The organism is Streptomyces sp. NBC_01013 (genome assembly GCF_045162765.1).
GTDB lineage: Bacteria > Actinomycetota > Actinomycetes > Streptomycetales > Streptomycetaceae > Streptomyces.
In genome coordinates, this window is record NZ_CP108687.1 from 5,141,386 (window position 1) to 5,159,677 (window position 18,292).

Sequence of the window (18,292 nt, forward strand, 5' to 3'; positions counted from 1 at the left end):
GCTGTCTGAGCGCGCGTATCACAGGGCCTCCAATGCGTCTCGGAGCCGGCGCAGCAGGGCGACGTCGGGGTCGGCCGTGACCTCGGGGAGCGCGATCCGGCCGGCGGTGGACGGGTCCGACTTCTCCCGCACCGCCGCGACCAGTCCGGCGGCCGCCAGCCGCCGCAGGTCGACCAGGGTGTGGAACGCCGACCTGCCCAGCTCCTGCGCGATGTCCGTCGCCGTACGCACCCCGTCCACGCGCTCCAGTACGCGGCGCTGTCGCGGCGGCACGGGGGAGTCGGCCGGACGGCCGGTGGCCACGAGGGCGGCGCTGTCGGTCACCGCCTCCGGCCAGATCCGGTCCAGCAGTTCCCGGCGCCGGAGCGTCTCGCGCTGCACGGCGTCCACGGGAACGGGGCGGACGGGGCCGATCCAGTGGGCGACGCCGTAACGGAAGCGGGCCGGCGTCCGGGTCGGGGCGAGGGCGAAGAACGCCGCGTCGTACAGCGCTCCGAGGTGGCACAGCTCCAGGGCGCCGCCCGGCACCTTGCCGCTGTCCACGAGGTAGCGGCCGACCCGTTGCCCGGCACCCGCCTGGGCGACCGCGTCCCACCAGCCCTCGCGGTGCAGGGAGCCGCCCCGGGTGAGCAGGACGTCGATGCCCGGGGTGGCCGGGCTCTCCGCGTGCACCACCTTGCCGTCGGCCAGGTAGAGGGTGCCGCGGTCGCGCATCAGGGCGCCGGTGGCCCGTTCGGCGGCGAGACGCTGGAGCATGGGCGAGAGGACTGCGGCCGTGGGGGCGGTGGCCCTCATGCGAGGACCAGCCGCTCGGCCATCTCGCCCAGCCGTATCCGGGCGAGGGCCAGATTGCCCTCCGCGCGGTCCAGCCACAGGTGGAGGAAGACGCTGCTGTCGAAGTCGGTCTCGACGAACCGGAGAATGTGGTAGCCGGCGCGGGTGGTGACGATGACGTCCTCGACCGGTGGCGGGCTCCCCGTACCTCCCTTGCCGGACGCGTCGGCCGACGCCTCCGGTAAGCCGGCCGACGCCTCTGGTAAGCCGGCCGCGAAGGCGGGCTGTTCGGCCGCCATCCGTGCCACTTCCGCCGTCTCCGCGGCGGTGGCCTCGTGATCGCCGTTGGGCGAGTCACCGATGGTGCCGAGAGCGAGACCGCTCGTCCAGTCGACCACAGCGGCGCCACGGGCGCCGGGCAGTCTCATGACGTCGAGCAGGCACTCGTCGATTCCGGGCACGCGGACTCCTCTCCGACGCTGCGTGCGGCTGTGACCCCGAGGTTACGCAACGTGCTCGCTCCAGGTGGAGGTTCTGGCATTTTCCACAGGTACATGCGGACGGCCCGGGAGAATGCCCCGGCCCAGGCGGGCGGAGGTCGCGCGGAAGGCCCCGGCCCGCCCTGTTGACTGGAGCTATTCATCCGCTCAAGATGTGAATAGAAAATTCACAGTCGCGAGGAGGCATTGTCATGTCAGGACCCCGCCCCGTACGGGCACCGCGCGGTACCGAACTGAGCGCCCTGGGATGGCAGCAGGAAGCCGCGCTGCGCATGCTGCAGAACAACCTCGACCCCGAGGTCGCCGAGCACCCCGACAAGCTGGTCGTCTACGGCGGCACGGGCAAGGCGGCCCGTGACTGGCGCTCGTTCGACGCCATGGTCCGCACGCTCCGGACGCTCAAGCAGGACGAGACGATGCTCGTCCAGTCGGGGCGGCCGGTCGGTGTCATGCAGACGCACGAATGGGCCCCGCGGGTCCTCATCGCCAACTCCAACCTGGTCGGCGACTGGGCGAACTGGGAGGAGTTCCGTCGTCTGGAGGCGCTCGGGCTCACCATGTACGGCCAGATGACGGCCGGATCGTGGATCTACATCGGTACGCAGGGCATCCTGCAGGGCACCTACGAGACGTTCGCCGCCGTCGCCGCGAAGAAGTTCGGCGGAACGCTGGCCGGGACGATCACGCTGACCGCCGGGCTCGGCGGCATGGGCGGCGCCCAGCCGCTCGCCGTGACGATGAACGACGGCGTCGCGATCTGTATCGACTGCGACCCGCGTGCCATCGAGCGTCGCATCGAGCACCGCTTCCTGGACGTGAAGGCGGACAACCTGGAGCACGCCCTCCAGCTGGCCACCGAGGCACGGGACGCGCGCAAGCCGCTCTCCATCGGGCTGCTCGGCAACGCGGCGGAGCTGCTGCCCCGGATGCTCGCCGAGGGCGCCCCCGTCGACATCGTCACCGACCAGACCAGCGCGCACGACCCGCTGGCCTACCTCCCGCTCGGCGTCGACTTCGACGACATGGCGTCCTACGCCACCGAGAAGCCCGCCGACTTCACCCAGCGCGCGCGGGAGTCGATGGCCCGGCACGTCGAGGCGATGGTCGGTTTCATGGACGCCGGTGCGGAGGTCTTCGACTACGGCAACTCGATCCGCGGCGAGGCGCAGCTCGCCGGATACGAGCGGGCCTTCGACTTCCCCGGCTTCGTCCCCGCCTACATCCGGCCGCTGTTCTGCGAGGGCAAGGGCCCGTTCCGCTGGGCGGCGCTCTCCGGTGAGGCCTCCGACATCCACAAGACCGACAAGGCGATGCTGGAGCTCTTCCCGGAGAACGAGTCGCTGCACCGCTGGATCAAGATGGCCGGCGAGCGGGTCCACTTCCAGGGCCTGCCCGCCCGCATCTGCTGGCTCGGTTACGGCGAGCGCGACCGGGCCGGCGAGCGGTTCAACGACATGGTGGCGAGCGGCGAGCTCGCGGCGCCGCTGGCGATCGGTCGCGACCACCTGGACTGCGGTTCCGTGGCCTCCCCGTACCGCGAGACCGAGGCCATGCTCGACGGCTCCGACGCGATCGCCGACTGGCCGCTGCTGAACGCGATGGTCAACGTGGCGTCCGGCGCCTCCTGGGTGTCCATCCACCACGGTGGCGGCGTGGGCATGGGGCGCTCCCTCCACGCGGGCCAGGTGACGGTCGCCGACGGTACGAAGCTGGCGGGCGAGAAGATCCGCCGGGTACTGACCAACGACCCGGGCATGGGTGTCATCCGGCACGTGGACGCCGGGTACGACATCGCGGAGTCCGTGGCCTCGGACAAGGGCGTGCGCGTGCCGATGACGGAGGGCGAGGCGTGACCCTGCCCGAGGGCGCGCGAAGGAGCGGGGCGCCGACGGCCGTCGCGGCGCCGGGCCCTGCTGCGCCGGCCGCCGTAGCCGCGCCGCCGTCCTTCCAGGAGATGTGGCGGGAGCTGGCCCCTCTCGGGCTCCACCCGGACAGCGGCGGGTACCGGCGGTACGCCTGGACCTCCGCCGACGCCGACTGCCGCGCCTGGTTCCGGGCGCAGGCCGAGGCCCGCGGGCTGACCCTGGAGACCGACCGCAACGGCAACCAGTGGGCCTGGCTCGGTGACCCCCTGGCCGGGGACGCCGTAGTCACCGGCTCGCACCTGGACTCCGTGCCGGACGGCGGGGCCTTCGACGGGCCGCTCGGCGTCGTCTCGTCCTTCGCCGCGCTCGATGAACTCCGCCGCAGGGGAGTGGAGTTCACCCGGCCGCTGGCCATCACCAACTTCGGTGACGAGGAAGGCGCCCGCTTCGGTCTCGCCTGCGTCGGCTCCCGGCTCGCGGCCGGGCAGCTGACCGTCGAGGCCGCGCACCGGCTGCGCGACGCCGACGGCATCACGCTGCCCCAGGCCATGGAGGCGGCCGGACACGATCCCGACGCCATCGGCCCGGACCCCGAACGCCTGGCCCGTATCGGCGCGTTCGTCGAACTCCATGTGGAGCAGGGCCGCGCCCTCGACCTCACCGGTGACCCGGTGGGCATCGCCTCCGCGATCTGGCCGCACGGACGCTGGCGCTTCGACTTCCGGGGCGAGGCCAACCACGCGGGCACCACCCGGCTCGTCGACCGCCGCGACCCGATGCTCACGTACGCCGAGACCGTGCTGGCGGCCCGCCGTGAGGCGGAGCTGGCCGGCGCCCTCGCCACCTTCGGCAAGATCGCCGTCGAGCCGAACGGTGTCAACGCCATCCCCTCCCTCGTGCGCGGCTGGCTCGACTCCCGCGCCGCCGACCAGGCCACCCTGGACATCGTCGTCGCCGGCATCGAGCGGGCCGCCCGGGAGCACGCCGAGCGGGCCGGGATCGACCTCGACGTCGTACGGGAGTCCTTCACCCCCGTCGTGGACTTCCAGCACGCGCTGCGCGACGAGCTGGGTGCGCTCCTCAAGGGCTCCGCCGGCCGGGACCCCGGATGCGGCGTGCCCGTGCTCGGCACCGGAGCCGGACACGACGCGGGTATTTTGTCCGCTTCGGTCCCTACCGCCATGCTGTTCGTACGGAACCCCACCGGGATCTCGCACTCGCCGGCCGAGCACGCCGCCGAGGACGACTGCGTGGCCGGGGTGATCGCACTCGCCGACGTACTGGAAGGTCTCGCGTGCCGCTGACGACGGAAGCGACGGGCACGCCCGTCAACGTGACGTACTGGCTGTCCCACGCCTGGCTCGGCACCCATGTCGAGCCGGGCGTCGTCCTGGAGGTGTCCGACGGGCGGATCGCCGGGGTGCGGACCGGCGTCGACGCCCCGCCGCCCGGCGCGACCGTACTGCGCGGGCTCACGCTGCCGGGTCTCGCCAACACCCATTCGCACGCCTTCCACCGGGCTCTGCGCTCGACCGTCCAGGTCGGCTCCGGAACCTTCTGGACCTGGCGCGAGACCATGTACCAGGTCGCGTCCCGACTCACCCCCGACACCTACTACGACCTGGCCCGTGCGGTGTACGCGGAGATGACGCTGGCCGGCATCACCGCCGTCGGTGAGTTCCACTATCTGCACCATGCACCGGGCGGCACCCCCTACGACAACCCGAACGCGATGGGCGAGGCGCTGATCGCGGCCGCCCACGAGGCCGGGATGCGGATCACCCTGCTCGACACCGCCTATCTCGCCGCCGGATTCGGCCGCAGGCCCTCCCAGTACCAGAAGCCGGATCATCACCAGCTGCGCTTCTCCGATACGACAGCCGACGCCTGGGCGGAGCGCGCCTCCCTGCTCAAGGGCGACGAGCACACCCTGATCGGCGCCGCCGTCCACTCCGTGCGAGCCGTCCCCGCCGATCAGCTCGCCACCGTCGCCCAGTGGGCCGCGGAGCGGAACGCCCCGCTCCATGTCCACCTCTCCGAGCAGACCGCGGAGAACGACGCCTGCCTCGCCACCCACGGCCGCACCCCCACCCGGCTCCTCGCCGACCACGGGGTCCTCGGCCCGCGCACCACCGGCGTCCACAACACCCACCTCACCGGCGAGGACATCGAGCTCATCGGCTCCTCGGCCACCGGCACCTGCATGTGCCCGACCACCGAACGCGACCTGGCCGACGGCATCGGCCCGGCGGTCGCCCTCCAGCGCGCGGGGTCGCCGCTCTCCCTGGGCAGTGACAGCCACGCCGTCATCGACCTCTTCGAAGAGGCCCGCGCGATGGAACTCAACGAGCGCCTGCGCACCCGGACCCGCGGCCACTGGACGGCCGCGGCACTGCTGCGCGCCGCCTCCGCCGACGGCCACGCCGCACTCGGCCGGCCGGACGCGGGCCTCCTCGAACCCGGCGCCCCGGCCGACCTCGTGACCGTTGCCCTCGACTCCGTCAGAACAGCGGGGCCGGTGCCCCGGCTGGCAGCCGAGACAGCCGTATTCGCCGCGTCCGCGGCCGATGTGCGCCACACCGTGGTCGCGGGCCGGCACATCGTCCGCGACGGACATCACGCGTTGGTCGACGACGTCCCCGGAGCGCTCGCGAAAGCCATCGCGGCCCTGTACCACTGAGCGGTCCCGCACCCCCGAGCACGGCGGCATGACCGGGCACAGCGGCATCCCCGAGCGGTCCCGTGCCTCCGAACAGCCCGGCAACCCGGAGCAGTCCGGCGGAAATCCCTCCACCGCCCACACGCAAGGAGAGCAGTCCCCCGATGACGACGACCGCCATCACCCACATCTCCGCACTGGTCACCAACGACCCCTCCCTCGGTGACGGTTCCCCCCTCGGACTGATCCAGGACGCGGCCGTCGTCATCGAGGGCGACCGGGTCGTCTGGACCGGTGAATCAAGCAAAGCACCCGCCACTGACAACGCCGTCGACGCGGGCGGCAGGGCCGTGATCCCGGGCTTCGTCGACTCCCACTCCCACCTCGTCTTCGCGGGCGACCGCACGCAGGAGTTCAACGCGCGGATGTCCGGCCGCGCCTACAGCGCGGGCGGGATCAGGACCACCGTGGCCGCCACCCGCGCCGCCACCGACGAGGAACTCTCCGCCAACGTCGCCCGCTACCTCGCCGAGGCGCTGCGCCAGGGCACCACGACGTTCGAGACCAAGTCCGGCTACGGCCTCACCGTGCAGGACGAGGCCCGCGCCCTGCGCATCGCGGCCCGCCACACCGACGAGGTCACCTTCCTCGGCGCCCACATCGTCCCGCCGGACCACGCGGACGACCCGGCCGGGTACGTCGACCTGGTCACCGGCCCGATGCTCGACGCCTGCGCCCCGTACGCGCGTTGGATCGACGTCTTCTGCGAGCGGGGCGCGTTCGACGGGGACCAGGCCCGGGCGATCCTGACCGCCGGCCGGGCCAGGGGGCTCCACCCCAGGGTCCACGCCAACCAGCTCGGCCACGGCCCCGGCGTCCAGCTCGCCGTGGAGCTCGACGCCGCCTCCGCCGATCACTGCACCCACCTCACCGACGCCGACGTCGACGCCCTGGCCCAGTCGGAGACCGTCGCCACGCTGCTCCCCGGGGCCGAGTTCTCCACCCGGGCCGCCTGGCCCGACGCCCGTCGGCTCCTCGACGCGGGTGCCACGGTCGCGCTCTCCACGGACTGCAACCCGGGGTCCTCGTTCACCTCGTCCGTGCCGTTCTGCATCGCCCTCGCCGTCCGCGACATGGGCATGACCCCCGACGAGGCGCTCTGGTCCGCCACCGCGGGCGGAGCGGCCGCACTGCGCCGCGCGGACGTCGGCCGGATCACGCCCGGCGCCCGCGCCGACCTGGTGGTCCTCGACGCCCCCAGCCACGTCCACCTGGCGTACCGGCCGGGCGTGCCGCTGGTCCACGAGGTCTGGCGGCGCGGCGAGCGGGTCGTAGCTCCGCACCGTGCCTGAACAGGCACCGGAAGCACGGAAGGACCTGCCCCTCGACGGGGCAGGTCCTTGATCCGGCAGGCCCCGCACGCGCGTCGCGGGGTGCTGGCTCATTCGTCCAGGGTCAGTCCCTTGCGGAGCTTGACCAGGGTGCGGGAGAGCAGGCGCGACACGTGCATCTGCGAGATGCCGAGCTCCTCGCCGATCTCCGACTGCGTCATGTTGGAGACGAAGCGGAGCGAGAGGATCATCCGGTCGCGACCCGGCAGCGAGGCGATCAGCGGCTTCAGGGACTCGACGTACTCGATGCCTTCGATTCCGTGGTCCTCGTAGCCGAGCCGGTCGGTCAGCGCGCCCTCGTTCTCGTCGTCCTCGGGCTTGGCGTCCAGCGAGCTCGCGGTGTACGCGTTGCTCGCGGCCATGCCCTCGACGACCTCGTCGCGGGTGATGCCGAGGCGGTCGGCGAGCTCGTCCACGGTGGGCGACCGGTCCAGCCGCTGGGCGAGCTCGTCACCCGCCTTGGCCAGGTCGAGCCGCAGCTCCTGCAGGCGGCGCGGGACGCGCACGGACCAGCTGGTGTCGCGGAAGAAGCGCTTGATCTCGCCGATGATGGTCGGCATCGCGAAGGTGGGGAACTCGACGCCCCTGCTGAGTTCGAACCGGTCGATCGCCTTGATCAGGCCGATGGTGCCGACCTGGATGATGTCCTCCATCGGCTCGCTGCGCGAGCGGAACCGGGAGGCGGCGAACTTGACCAGGGCCAGGTTCAGTTCGACGAGCGTGTTGCGCACGTAGGAGTACTCGTGCGTGCCCTCGTCGAGGGATTCCAGCCGGGCGAAGAGCGTCTTCGACAGCGCTCTCGCATCCAGCGCCCCCACTTCGGAGTAGGGCGGGATCTCGGGAAGTCCTTCGAGACCGGACACGTCTCGGGTGGTGCGGTTGTCTTCGGTCTTGCTGATGTCACTGCCACTGCTGGTGGTGCTGTTGCGCGTGCCGTCCAGGACGGCCGCAGCAGGGGAGTCTGATTCGGTCAGTCCCTGAGGACATGCTGACGTCGCTTTGTGGGTACGCGCTTCGTCGAGCCGGGGTGACATGGTCTCCTCCATCGTTCTCGGCATATGGCTGCCGATGCCCATACGTGTTCCTGCGGTGAAGCGGCGCCTCCAAAGCCGGCCGTGTTTCGGGTGTCCCCCTACCCTTACCCGGTCTTTGCAGGTCGTTACAACCTCCAATTGACGCTATATGTCCGGTTTGTTGAGTTCTTCGGCTACCACGTGGCGCACAGAACGCGTAGTGTTTTAAGAACGTCAGCGACAGCTGCACCCATCTGCATGCACGTTGATGCAGAAAGTGACGAGGCGAAGAGGGGCGGGCATGGACCGCGGGACGGTCGGCAGCGCGAACCGGGGGCGACTTCAGGTCGAGACCCGGACCGAGGGCCGTAGTGAGGTTGTGACGCCGGTGGGTGAGCTCGATCACCACACGGCGGACCTGCTGCGCGAGCCCTTGGAGCACGCGGTCGAGCAAGGGCGTGTACGCCTGGTGGTCGACTGCTCGCAGCTCGAATTCTGTGACTCCACCGGGCTCAACGTGCTGCTCGGTGCCCGCCTCAAGGCGGAGGCGGCCGGGGGAGGGGTCCATCTGGCCGGAATGCTGCCGGTGGTGGCGCGGGTCTTCGAGATCACCGGGGCCGAGGCGGTATTCACCGTCCACGACTCCCTCGACGAGGCCCTGGACTCCTGATCATGGCGCGTTTCGATGCCTCGGGCGCCCCTTCTGCAGCCCGTGTCACGCGTTCCGCGTAGGCGAAGTGGGTGTTGTCACGATTCGGCAGGGCAGAAGACTCCTCGGCTGACCGTGGGAGACGTGCACGTTTCGTGTCCTTGCGGTACCTGTATCAGTGTTCGTATCAGTATTCGTTTTCTGTATCTGTTCGATGGCGACATGGTGAATCGGTGAGGTGAAGCGCTGATGAGCACCACCCGGCAGCATCCGCCGGGCGACCTCGGCCGCGAGCCGGAGGGCGCAGGCGCGGACGCACGCGCCGACGCGGGTGCGCGTGCGGACGCGCGTTCCGGCGTTCCCTCCGTCACGCACGTCGAGCCCACGGAGTGGCAGTGGCGCACGCTGCCACTGAGAGAGGCCAGCGGCATCGTGCCGACGGCCCGGGATTTCGCCCGTCAGGCGCTCCATGACTGGGGCTGGCTACCCGCCGCGACCGCCGACCGCCGCGCCGCCGCCGAGGATGTCCTGCTGGTGGTCTCCGAGCTGGTCACCAACGCGTGCCTGCACGCGGACGGTCCCGACGAGCTCCGCATCGCCCGCACACCCAAGGCGTTGCGGGTGGAGGTCGCCGACGGCGGCGCGGGACAGCCCACACCCCGCACCCCGCACCGGGCGGGCCGGCCCGGCGGGCACGGCATGTTCATCGTGCAGCGGCTCTGCCTGGACTGGGGAGTCGTGCGGGTGCCCGGCGAAGCGGGCAAGACCGTCTGGGCGGAGCTGGCCGCCCCTGCCTGAGGGCTGTGTCCCGTAGGGCCTCTCGTTCGGATCGAACGAAAGGCCCTGGGGTCTCTCGTTCGGATCGTGCCGGGCCCGCGGGGCCCGGCACGCGCGTCTGTGGCGCTGTCGTCGGTCGCCCATGCTCCGCGGGGGCTCCCTCCTCCGCCTTGCGGCCGCACGCACCGGACTCCGTTCCCTGATCCCGCCCGATCCGAACGAAAGACCCTCACCCCCTCGAAGAGCGCGCCGGATCGGCGCGCTCTTTGTCTTCCCTCCACAAGGCCCCGGGCGTACCTTGACGGCCAATCTGATGTGTCGTCAGTTTCTTGTGCCGCACGGAAGCGGCGCGCGGCGACTCCCGGCATGAGGGGATCTCGAGGTGTCGAACCAGAAGCGAACAGCTCTCGCGCTGGCGTCCGGGCTGGCGAGCGCGGTGGTGCTGCTGGCCGCGCCCGCCGCCCACGCGACGGTCGTCGACGTCAACTACCAGTGCAAGACCCCGATCGGTGACAAGGCCGCCGTCTCGCCGATCGACATCAAGAGCGTCAGGAGCGGCGGTGGCTACAAGCTCACCATGTCCTTCCAGAAGGGCGTCTCCTCCAGCCCGGTCGAACTCGGCAAGGGGGCGATGAACCCCAGTGCGGTGATCAAGGTGGGCGGCGCCGACCCCGGACAGGTCCAGGTCTCCGGCCCGGCCAACTCCGCGGCCATCCCCGCCAACAGCCCCATCAAGATCAACGATCTGTCGGGGACCTACACCCCGAAGAAGAGCGGCAAGGTCGACTTCACCGCCGGCGTGCTCACCATCAAGGCACTCGGCACGACGACGACCTGCACCCCGTCGAACAACCCGGGCCCCTCGCTCTCGCTCGACGTCACCGCGTCCGGCGGCGGCGCGACCACACCCGACACCAACACGTCGCTGCCCAGGACCGGCCCGCTGGACTCGGCGGTGGCACTCGGCACGCTCGGCGGCACGGTGCTGCTGACGGGCGCGGCCGGTGTGCTCTGGCTGACCAGGCGGGGGCAGCGGGCCACGGGCTGACAACCGCGCGAACCGCCGCCGCTGTCACGCACCAGGGAGCCGCCCATGCCGCCGTTGACCGGTCACGCCACCCGCCCCGTCCCAGGACCTGCTGCCGCACCGCGGTCCGTCGTGGGGCGTTTGGCACGCGCGGCTGCCGCACGGCCGTCCGCCGTGCGGCGTCCGACACGCGCCCTGCCGCTGCTCGCCGCCCTGTGCTGCGCGCTCGCCCCGGCGGCGGCGGCCGGTGCCACCGAGCACCCCGCCCGACCCGCGTGGACGGCGCAGCCCGCGGTGAGTGGTTCCGGGCGGGGGGAGGGCAGACCGTACTTCTACCTGGAGGGTCTGCCGGGCAGCGTCCTGGAGGACCGGCTGTCGCTCACCAACCCGGGGGCGGAGCCGGTCACCGTACGGCTGCGCGGCGCCGACGCGTACCACACGGGCAACGGCGGATTCGCGGTGCGCGGTGTGAAGGGCTCCAGCGGGACCGGGGCCTGGCTGCGGACGGCGAGTACCGAGGTGACGGTGCCCGCCAGGACCAGGGCCGACGTGCCGGTCGCCTTCACCGTGCCAGGGGACGCGCAGCCCGGCGACCACCCCGGCGCGATCGTCGCCGAGGGCGGCGGCCGCTCGGTCGGCGTACGCGTCCAACTGCGGGTCGGCGGGCCGACGCTGGCCGCGCTCACGGTGGAGGACGTGTCGGTGAGCGGCGGGAGCATCCACTACACGCTGGTCAACCGGGGCAACGTGGTCCTCGCACCGCGCCTGTCCGTCAGCGCGGACGGGGTGTTCGGGCCACTGCTGCGGCGCGGCGCCCGCACCCTGCCCGTCGAACTGCCGCCCGGCCGGCGGGCGCGGCTCACCGAGCCGTGGCGGGACACCCCCGCCCTCGACTCCGTCACCGTACGGCTGCGCGTCACGGCGGCCGGCGGCGCACACGACGAGGCGACCGCATCGGCGGCCTTCGTGCCCCGGTCGCCGGTGGCCGGTGGCGCGCTGCTCCTGGGCGCCCTCGTCGCGGGCGTGTACGGCCTCCGGCGAGCGGCCAGGCGGGGCGCACACGACGACGGGGCCGCACCGGTCCCGGACCCTCAACAGCACTCCGACGAGAGGCACCTGGTGAAGGCGGGAGCGGAATCGTGACTGGACGGACCGGACCGGCGGCATTCCGGAGCGAGGGCCGCGCGCGGGCGGCCGCCCTGCTCGCCGTACTGCTGGCCGCGATGCTGCCCGCCCTGCTGCTGACCGCGACGGGCGCCCGGGCCGGGAGCCCGAGCGCGGCTGACCCGAAACCGGTGGTCACGCTCTCGGAGAAGCAGGCGGGCAAGGGCGGCGAGATCACCGTCAAGGGCAAGGGCTGGCGGCCCGACACCCTGCTCATGATGCTGATCTGCGGGCGGTCCACCCCGGCCCGGGGCGTGATCGGCGGCACCAACTCCTGCGCCAACGCGGACGGTCGCGCCGTCACCACCGACAAGAAGGGCGCCTTCGGCAAGAAGCTGCCGGTCGCCGAGCCGCCCGCGCCCTGTCCCTGCGTGGTCCATGTCGCCACGGTCACCGGTGAACAGGCGCTGGCCGACGCGGTGTTCGTGGTCGCCGGTCACCCGGTCGCCGCGCTGCCGAAGCAGACGGGCGACGGCAAGCTCGCCGTCCTCGCGGCCACCCGGCTCGAGGGCGACAGCGGGCTGCTGACCTGGTTCGGCGCCCCGCCGTCACGGCGGCTCGTGTTCACGGTCGGCAACCTGGGCTCCGCGCCGGTCAAGGACCCGGTCTTCCGGGTCGGCACCGCGCACGGCGTCTACGCCGCGCAGTGGGACGAACAGCAGTGGCGGGGCACCGTCGAGCCCGGCCGCAAGGCCCGTATCGAACTGCCCGTCGAGCTGACGGCAGGCGCCCACGGCGACTACCAGATCTCTTTGAAGTACGGCACGAAGGTGCTGGCCGAGCAGCCGTGGGGGGTCGGCCGGCCGTGGGGCGTGACGCTCTTCTGGATCCTGCTCTGCCTCGTCGTGCCCGCGGCCGTGTTCCGCATCGGCATGGCGATCGTCGACAAGGTACGGCCGCACCCCGGGCACACCGCGAGCCGTCGGCGGGCACGGCGCCCGTCGACGCGCACCGGAGTGAGCGCCGGGTTCCCGAAGCTGCGGCGCGCCCCGGCGCCGGTCGCCGGTCCCGCCCCCGAGGCGGGGACGAGCACCACCACGGCCGCGCTGCCGTGGTTCACCCCTGATTCCGCACCGTCAGAGAACAGACCGACGACGAAGGGACATTCGTGAGTACGCAACGCAGGACGGTCGCGGCGGGAGTCGCGATGATGATCGGCGGGGCGGGCATGCTGCTGGCCGCGAGCCCGGCCCAGGCCGCCGACATCTCGTACAAGACGGAGTGCATACCCCCGGCCATCTCCGGACTGCCGGCCGTGCAGGGCACCACCAAGGTGCAGTTGACCGCGCCCGCCGAGGCGAAGGTCGGGGACACCGTCGAGGTCGTGTGGAAGACGGTCCAGGCCGCCTCCAGCAATCCCGACGTCCTCGATCTCGGGAAGGACACCGTCAAGCCGACCGGCACGATCAAGCTGGGCGGCGCCGCCAGTGGCGATCTGAAGATGGAGGGACCGCGGCAGAATCCGGCGATCCCCAAGAACAGCCCGATGGTCCTGCCGGACATGAAGGGCTCGCTGAAGCTGGAGAAGGCGGGTGATCTGACGCTGACGCCCGACGGGTACACCATCAACGTCTCCAAGCCGATCTCCACGGACACCACGTGCTCGCCGAAGGAGACGGTCCAGCCCGGCGCGACGATCAAGGTCACGGACGGCGGCGGAGGCACAGCCGGCGGCACGACGGCCGGCGGGACGACAGCGGGCGGCACGACCGCCGGGGGTACGACCGCAGGCGGCACCACGAGCGGCGGCACGACGTCCGCGGGTGGCACGACGTCCGGCGGCACGAGCAGCGGTGGCACGACCGCAGGTGGTACGGATGCGGGCGGCTCCACCGGGGGCTCGGGCGGCGCCACGGACTTCCCGGGCAAGGAAGTCGTGGTGAACTTCACCTGCAAGTCGCCGGGACCGCAGGAGGGCATCGCCTCCAAGGTGACGATCAACGCCAAGAAGACGGGCGGGAGCTACGCGCTCACGGTCAAGACGGCCAAGGGCGTGATGAACAGCCCGGCCCCGCTGCCCGCCGGTGCGCTCAAGCCGTCCATGAAGATCGTCATCGGCGGCGCGGACAAGGGTGCCGTCGACGTGACCGGGCCGGGGAACCCCGAGCCTCTGGAGACGGGCAAGCCGGTCAACCTGCCCGACATGACCGGCACCTACAAGCCGGGTGCCTCCGGCAAGTCCACCCTCACCCCCGGCGCCCTGACGATCGACGTCATGCTGGGCGGCCAGAAGATCAACATCCCGTGCGCGGTCAAGGGCACCCCACAGGCTTCCCTCGAACTCGACACCACCGCCCAGGAAGGCGGTGCTGCCGGAGGTGGCACCGCGGGCTCCGGCGGAGCCGCGGCGGCAGGCGGAGGCACGGCGTCCGGCGGCGGCCTCGCGGCCACCGGGGCCGAGGACAACGGCGCCCTGCGCGCACTCGGCCTGGTCGCCGGCACGGCGATCCTGCTGGGCGGCGCCGTGTTCACGTTCACCCCGTGGCGCCGGCTGCGCTCGGGCCGGTGAGCTGAACCAGGGACCGTACGCATACGGCAGGGGCCGCCGCACCGTGCAAACGGTGCGGCGGCCCCTGCGCGTGGAACCGGAGGATCAGCTCGCGTCACTCATGTGCTGCGTGACCTTCTTGCGGTACATCCAGATGCCGACACCGGCGATGACCGCGAGGACCGCCTCGAACGCGACGGCACCCGAGGTGTTCAGATCGACCCCCAGCTGCGGGGACGTGAGGAGACCGGTCACGGAGTCACCCGCGGTGACCGCCAGGAACCAGACACCCATCATCTGGGAGCTGTACTTCGCCGGGGCCATCTTCGTGGTGACCGACAGGCCGACCGGGGAGAGGCAGAGCTCGGCGACGGTCTGGATGAAGTAGATCGCCACCAGCCACATCGGGCTGACCCTGCCCCCGTTGGCCGCGGTGTCGATCAGCGGGATCATGAAGACGACGAAGGAGATGCCGATCAGCACGAGGCTGGAGGCGAACTTGACGGCGGTGCTCGGCTCCTTGCCGCGCTTGTTCAGCCACAGCCAGCCCGAGGCGACCACGGGGGCGATCGCCATGATGAAGATCGGGTTCAGCGACTGGTACCAGGACGTCGGGAAGTCGATGCCGAACAGGCTGTTCGTCGTCGAGTTCTCTCCGAAGATCGACAGGGTCGAGCCGTTCTGGTCGTAGATCATCCAGAAGACGGCGGCGACGACGAAGAACCAGATGTAGCCCGACAGCTTGGACTGCTCGGTGTTCGTCAGCTCCTTGTCGCGCTTCATGCGGACCAGGACGGCGACCGGAATGACCAGTCCGGCGATGGTGATCGGCAGCAGCGCCCAGTCGGCGAAGTTCCCGGTGATGCCGAGCAGGCTGTAGAAGACCGCCGCGACGATCAGCCAGACCAGGCCCTTGCGCAGGACCGAGCGCTTCTCCTGCTCCGTCGCCGGGGTGGAGACGACGTCGCTCTCCGGGCTCAGGTTGCGGGTGCCGAGCATGAACTGGGCGAGGCCCAGGGCCATGCCTATCGCGGCGAGCGCGAAGCCGAAGTGCCAGTTGACGTTCTCACCGATGGTGCCGATGGTCAGCGGGGCGAGGAAGGCGCCGAGGTTGATGCCGATGTAGAAGAGCGTGAAGCCACCGTCACGGCGCGGATCCTCGGGGCCGTTGTAGAGGTGGCCGACCATCGTGGAGATGTTCGCCTTCAGCAGGCCGGAGCCGAGTGCGACGAGTACGAGACCCGCGAAGAAGGTCGCCGAGTTGGGCACGGCAAGCGTGATGTGTCCGACGATGACGACACCGCCACCGATGGCGACCGTCCTGCGCGGCCCCCAGAAGCGGTCGGCCATCCAGCCGCCGGGCATGGCGAGCAGATAGACCATCGCCATGTAGACGGAGTAGATCGCCGTGGCCGTGGTGGCGCTCATGTGCATGCCGCCGGGCGCGATCAGGTACAGCGGGAGCAGTGCCTTCATGCCGTAGAAGCTGTAGCGCTCCCACATCTCGGTCATGAAGAGCGTGGCCAGGCCGCGGGGGTGGCCGAAGAACGTCTTCTCGCCACCCGCGGTGCTCGCCGGGTCCTTCGTCAGGCTGGACGCCATGATCGATCCTTGCTTGCTCGGGACGCGTCGCTCGTGAGCGGTACGCGCCCGGTGGGGGGAGGCCGGCACCGACGCGGGTACGCCCACCGCGTCGGGATCCACACCCGGAGCGCCCTCATCGGCGTCCCGGGCCCGGCCCACAGGTCATTCACTGAAAATCCGGACTGGCGGGTACCAGCCCTGCACATGAAGAAGGACCCTCGGCGCTCATAGCTGCCCAAAGGTCCTTGAGTAGTGCAACAGGCGTTGAAACACCATACGACACGACTGAGCGGGATATGGAAGGACTTGAGAGATGGATCACAGGCCCAGCTGCAACCACACTCCCATATTCGAAGGTCTGGACAAGAACGGGTCGCAGACCCGCAGGGCGCCCGGATCACCTCACTCCTTGTCCTCCGCGCGGACTACCATCACTGCATGACCCGTGTACTGCTCGCCGAGGACGACGCATCCATCTCGGAGCCGCTGGCCCGCGCCCTGCGTCGGGAGGGTTACGAGGTCGAGGTCCGCGAAGACGGCCCGACCGCTCTCGACGCCGGCCTCCAGGGCGGCATCGACCTGGTCGTGCTGGACCTGGGGCTGCCCGGGATGGACGGCCTGGAAGTCGCCCGCAGGCTCCGTGCCGAGGGCCACACCGTGCCGGTCCTGGTGCTCACCGCCCGCGCCGACGAGGTGGACACGGTCGTCGGCCTCGACGCCGGCGCCGACGACTACGTCACCAAGCCCTTCCGGCTCGCCGAGCTCCTGGCCCGCGTCCGCGCCCTGCTCCGCCGCGGCGCCACCGAGCCCGCCCCGCAGCCCGCCACCCACGGCGTCCGGATCGACGTCGAGTCGCACCGGGCCTGGATGGGCGACGAGGAACTCCAGCTCACCGCGAAGGAGTTCGACCTGCTGCGGGTCCTGGTCCGCGACGCGGGCCGCGTCGTCACGCGTGACCAGCTGATGCGCGAGGTCTGGGACACCACCTGGTGGTCGTCCACCAAGACCCTCGACATGCACATCTCCTGGCTGCGCAAGAAGCTCGGCGACGACGCCGCCAACCCCCGCTACATCGCCACCGTCCGGGGCGTCGGCTTCCGCTTCGAGAAGAGCTGACGTACAGATCCAGTCATGCGCCGACGTCTGATCAACTCCACCCTCGCCGTGGTGCTCGTGGTGATCGCCGTCTTCGGCGTCTCCCTCGTCATCGTCGAGACCCGCACCATCAGCAGCAGCGCCCAGGAGAGCGTCGACTCCGAGGCACTGCGGCTGATCAGCGTGATCGAGAGCCGGCTGCTGGGCGCCGAGCGGATCAACCCCGGCGTGCTGGCCGAACAGATCGACGACGGGCGCTACGCCCTCGTCAAGATGCCCGGCCGCGCCCCCATCGAGGTCGGTGACCGCCCCAGTGGCAGCGTGATCAGCGCCACGGAAGAGGGCGAGCACGGTGAGAAGGTCACCGTCGAGGAGTCCCGCTCCTCCGTCACCCGCGAGGTCGGCCGCACCCTGATGATCATCGGCGCGGTGGCGCTCCTGGCCATCGTCTCCGCCGTGCTCCTCGCCGTACGCCAGGCCAACAAGCTGGCCTCGCCGCTCACCGACCTCGCGGAGACCGCGGAACGCCTGGGGTCGGGCGACCCGCGCCCGCGCCACAAGCGGTACGGGGTGCCGGAGCTCGACCGGGTCGCCGACGTCCTGGACTCCTCCGCCGAACGGATCGCCCGGATGCTGACCGCGGAGCGCCGGCTCGCCGCCGACGCCTCCCACCAACTGCGTACGCCGCTCACCGCGCTGTCCATGCGGATCGAGGAGATCTCCGTCACCGACGACCCCGAGACCGTGAAGGAGGAGGCGAACATCGCCCTCACCCAGGTCGAGCGGCTCACGGACGTGGTCCAGCGGCTGCTGACCAACGCCCGGGACCCGCGGACCGGGTCCGCGGTCGTCTTCGATCTCGACGAGATCGTCAAGCAGCAGATCGAGGAGTGGCGCCCCGCCTACCGGAGTGAGGGCCGGGCCGTCGTCTGCTCAGGCAAACACGGCCTGCGGGCCGTCGGAACGCCCGGCGCCGTCGCGCAGGTCCTCGCCGCGCTGATCGAGAACTCACTCATGCACGGCGGCGGTACGGTCGCGCTGCGCACCCGCGTCACCGGCAACCAGGCGGTCATCGAGGTGACGGACGAGGGCCCCGGGGTCCCCGCCGACCTGGGCGCCCGGATCTTCGAGCGGACCATCAGCGGCCGCAACTCCACGGGCATCGGCCTCGCGGTCGCCCGCGACCTCGCGGAGGCGGACGGCGGCCGCCTCGAACTGCTCCAGCAGCAGCCCCCGGTCTTCGCGCTCTTCCTCAGCCAGGTGGCCCTGGACAGGAAGGAACCGGAACGCCCGGTGAGGTGAGCGG

At 71.3% G+C, this 18,292-nt stretch carries 16 protein-coding genes; 12 read left to right on the forward strand and 4 right to left on the reverse strand.

What is annotated here, in order from left to right; translation table 11 throughout:
- Positions 1 to 18: 18 nt before the first annotated feature.
- Both OG538_RS22420 and OG538_RS22425 read right to left on the reverse strand, forming a co-directional pair.
- Positions 19 to 795 carry a transcriptional regulator gene (locus OG538_RS22420; RefSeq protein ID WP_406096286.1) on the reverse strand — a complete coding sequence of 259 codons (777 nt, stop codon included), beginning with the start codon at positions 793 to 795 and terminating at the stop codon, positions 19 to 21.
- Complete coding sequence (locus OG538_RS22425; protein ID WP_406096288.1) at positions 792 to 1,235, reverse strand: hypothetical protein; 444 nt, start codon at positions 1,233 to 1,235, stop codon at positions 792 to 794. Before OG538_RS22425 ends, OG538_RS22420 begins: the two co-directional genes overlap by 4 nt.
- Positions 1,236 to 1,465: 230 nt before the next feature.
- Here OG538_RS22425 and hutU point away from each other — a divergent pair, with 230 nt between their 5' ends.
- The 4 genes from hutU (at position 1,466) to hutI (ending at position 7,150) form a co-directional block, all read left to right on the forward strand.
- Positions 1,466 to 3,127: a urocanate hydratase gene (gene hutU, locus OG538_RS22430; RefSeq protein ID WP_406096290.1), complete on the forward strand. Its 1,662-nt coding sequence runs from the start codon at positions 1,466 to 1,468 to the stop codon at positions 3,125 to 3,127.
- Positions 3,128 to 3,228: 101 nt separating this feature from the next.
- Entirely contained in the window at positions 3,229 to 4,443 is a 1,215-nt protein-coding gene (locus tag OG538_RS22435; RefSeq protein ID WP_406100256.1) for an allantoate amidohydrolase, read from the forward strand.
- Positions 4,434 to 5,819 (forward strand): formimidoylglutamate deiminase, encoded by a 1,386-nt coding sequence (locus tag OG538_RS22440; RefSeq protein WP_406096292.1) that lies wholly within the window; start codon positions 4,434 to 4,436, stop codon positions 5,817 to 5,819. Before OG538_RS22435 ends, OG538_RS22440 begins: the two co-directional genes overlap by 10 nt.
- Positions 5,820 to 5,962: 143 nt before the next feature.
- Positions 5,963 to 7,150 carry an imidazolonepropionase gene (hutI, locus tag OG538_RS22445; RefSeq protein ID WP_406096294.1) on the forward strand — a complete coding sequence of 396 codons (1,188 nt, stop codon included), beginning with the start codon at positions 5,963 to 5,965 and terminating at the stop codon, positions 7,148 to 7,150.
- An 89-nt stretch (positions 7,151 to 7,239) separates the two neighbouring features.
- On the opposite strand, the gene OG538_RS22450 is transcribed toward hutI, so the two are convergent.
- The gene (locus OG538_RS22450; RefSeq protein ID WP_406100257.1) at positions 7,240 to 8,223 is read right to left on the reverse strand and encodes an RNA polymerase sigma factor SigF; all 984 of its coding nucleotides are present in this window, start codon (positions 8,221 to 8,223) and stop codon (positions 7,240 to 7,242) included.
- A 280-nt stretch (positions 8,224 to 8,503) separates the two neighbouring features.
- On the opposite strand from OG538_RS22450, the gene OG538_RS22455 reads away from it, so the two are divergent.
- The 6 genes from OG538_RS22455 to OG538_RS22480 all read left to right on the forward strand — a co-directional run bounded on the left by OG538_RS22455 (position 8,504) and on the right by OG538_RS22480 (position 14,328).
- Positions 8,504 to 8,872, forward strand: coding sequence for an STAS domain-containing protein (locus tag OG538_RS22455; RefSeq protein WP_406096296.1), 369 nt, complete (start codon positions 8,504 to 8,506; stop codon positions 8,870 to 8,872).
- A 228-nt stretch (positions 8,873 to 9,100) separates the two neighbouring features.
- Complete coding sequence (locus OG538_RS22460) at positions 9,101 to 9,649, forward strand: ATP-binding protein (protein ID WP_406096298.1); 549 nt, start codon at positions 9,101 to 9,103, stop codon at positions 9,647 to 9,649.
- Between the two features lie 361 nt (positions 9,650 to 10,010).
- Positions 10,011 to 10,676 carry a peptidase gene (locus OG538_RS22465; RefSeq protein WP_406096300.1) on the forward strand — a complete coding sequence of 222 codons (666 nt, stop codon included), beginning with the start codon at positions 10,011 to 10,013 and terminating at the stop codon, positions 10,674 to 10,676.
- A 45-nt stretch (positions 10,677 to 10,721) separates the two neighbouring features.
- Positions 10,722 to 11,798 (forward strand): hypothetical protein, encoded by a 1,077-nt coding sequence (locus OG538_RS22470; RefSeq protein ID WP_406096302.1) that lies wholly within the window; start codon positions 10,722 to 10,724, stop codon positions 11,796 to 11,798.
- Positions 11,795 to 12,931 carry a hypothetical protein gene (locus OG538_RS22475; RefSeq protein ID WP_406096304.1) on the forward strand — a complete coding sequence of 379 codons (1,137 nt, stop codon included), beginning with the start codon at positions 11,795 to 11,797 and terminating at the stop codon, positions 12,929 to 12,931. Before OG538_RS22470 ends, OG538_RS22475 begins: the two co-directional genes overlap by 4 nt.
- Before the next feature lie 38 nt (positions 12,932 to 12,969).
- Positions 12,970 to 14,328, forward strand: a complete 1,359-nt coding sequence (locus OG538_RS22480; protein WP_406100258.1) for a hypothetical protein — start codon at positions 12,970 to 12,972, stop codon at positions 14,326 to 14,328.
- An 84-nt stretch (positions 14,329 to 14,412) separates the two neighbouring features.
- Here OG538_RS22480 and OG538_RS22485 read toward each other — a convergent pair whose 3' ends face one another.
- A complete protein-coding gene (locus OG538_RS22485) occupies positions 14,413 to 15,909 on the reverse strand; it encodes a peptide MFS transporter (protein WP_406096305.1) in 1,497 nt (498 codons plus the stop codon).
- Positions 15,910 to 16,329: 420 nt separating this feature from the next.
- Here OG538_RS22485 and OG538_RS22490 point away from each other — a divergent pair, with 420 nt between their 5' ends.
- Both OG538_RS22490 and OG538_RS22495 read left to right on the forward strand, forming a co-directional pair.
- A complete protein-coding gene (locus OG538_RS22490; RefSeq protein ID WP_018524728.1) occupies positions 16,330 to 17,007 on the forward strand; it encodes a response regulator transcription factor in 678 nt (225 codons plus the stop codon).
- Between the two features lie 15 nt (positions 17,008 to 17,022).
- Positions 17,023 to 18,288, forward strand: coding sequence for an ATP-binding protein (locus OG538_RS22495; RefSeq protein WP_406096308.1), 1,266 nt, complete (start codon positions 17,023 to 17,025; stop codon positions 18,286 to 18,288).
- The last annotated feature ends 4 nt before the right edge of the window (positions 18,289 to 18,292 follow it).

Coding starts and splice junctions, on each gene's coding strand:
- OG538_RS22495 (WP_406096308.1), top strand. CDS start 17,023: ATGCGCCGACGTCTGATCAACTCCACCCTCGCCGTGGTGCTCGTGGTG.
- hutU (WP_406096290.1), top strand. CDS start 1,466: ATGTCAGGACCCCGCCCCGTACGGGCACCGCGCGGTACCGAACTGAGC.
- OG538_RS22480 (WP_406100258.1), top strand. CDS start 12,970: ATGATCGGCGGGGCGGGCATGCTGCTGGCCGCGAGCCCGGCCCAGGCC.
- OG538_RS22485 (WP_406096305.1), bottom strand. CDS start 15,909: ATGGCGTCCAGCCTGACGAAGGACCCGGCGAGCACCGCGGGTGGCGAG.
- OG538_RS22490 (WP_018524728.1), top strand. CDS start 16,330: ATGACCCGTGTACTGCTCGCCGAGGACGACGCATCCATCTCGGAGCCG.
- OG538_RS22470 (WP_406096302.1), top strand. CDS start 10,722: ATGCCGCCGTTGACCGGTCACGCCACCCGCCCCGTCCCAGGACCTGCT.
- OG538_RS22450 (WP_406100257.1), bottom strand. CDS start 8,223: ATGTCACCCCGGCTCGACGAAGCGCGTACCCACAAAGCGACGTCAGCA.
- hutI (WP_406096294.1), top strand. CDS start 5,963: ATGACGACGACCGCCATCACCCACATCTCCGCACTGGTCACCAACGAC.
- OG538_RS22460 (WP_406096298.1), top strand. CDS start 9,101: ATGAGCACCACCCGGCAGCATCCGCCGGGCGACCTCGGCCGCGAGCCG.
- OG538_RS22420 (WP_406096286.1), bottom strand. CDS start 795: ATGAGGGCCACCGCCCCCACGGCCGCAGTCCTCTCGCCCATGCTCCAG.
- OG538_RS22435 (WP_406100256.1), top strand. CDS start 3,229: ATGTGGCGGGAGCTGGCCCCTCTCGGGCTCCACCCGGACAGCGGCGGG.
- OG538_RS22455 (WP_406096296.1), top strand. CDS start 8,504: ATGGACCGCGGGACGGTCGGCAGCGCGAACCGGGGGCGACTTCAGGTC.